1 protein-coding gene is annotated in these 239 nt (G+C 64.4%); it reads left to right on the plus strand.

Features of this window, described 5'->3' with window-relative positions; genetic code table 11:
* Positions 1-239 (plus strand): divalent metal cation transporter (locus tag SB751_RS34915; protein ID WP_410749602.1); only part of this gene is annotated, 239 nt, incomplete at both ends.

A 239-nucleotide genomic window follows, 5' to 3' on the forward strand; every position in this document is an offset into this window, starting at 1 on the left:
CGCTCATGGCGTCGATCCAGTTGGTCTGCGCGAGGATGGGACGCGTGACGGGCAGTGGGCTCGCCACGAACCTGCGCCGCCACTACCCTGCCCCGCTGTTATATCTCGCGGTACTGATCCTGCCGACCGCGAACATCATCAACATCGCCGCCGACCTCGCGGCAATGGCAGCAGCCGCGACACTGGTGATAGGCGGGCCGGTTCAACTGTATGTCGCGTTGTTCGGCACGGTGTCCTTG

It is taken from the genome of Cupriavidus sp. SIMBA_020 (genome assembly GCF_046535395.1).
GTDB classification, from domain to species: domain Bacteria; phylum Pseudomonadota; class Gammaproteobacteria; order Burkholderiales; family Burkholderiaceae; genus Cupriavidus; species Cupriavidus campinensis.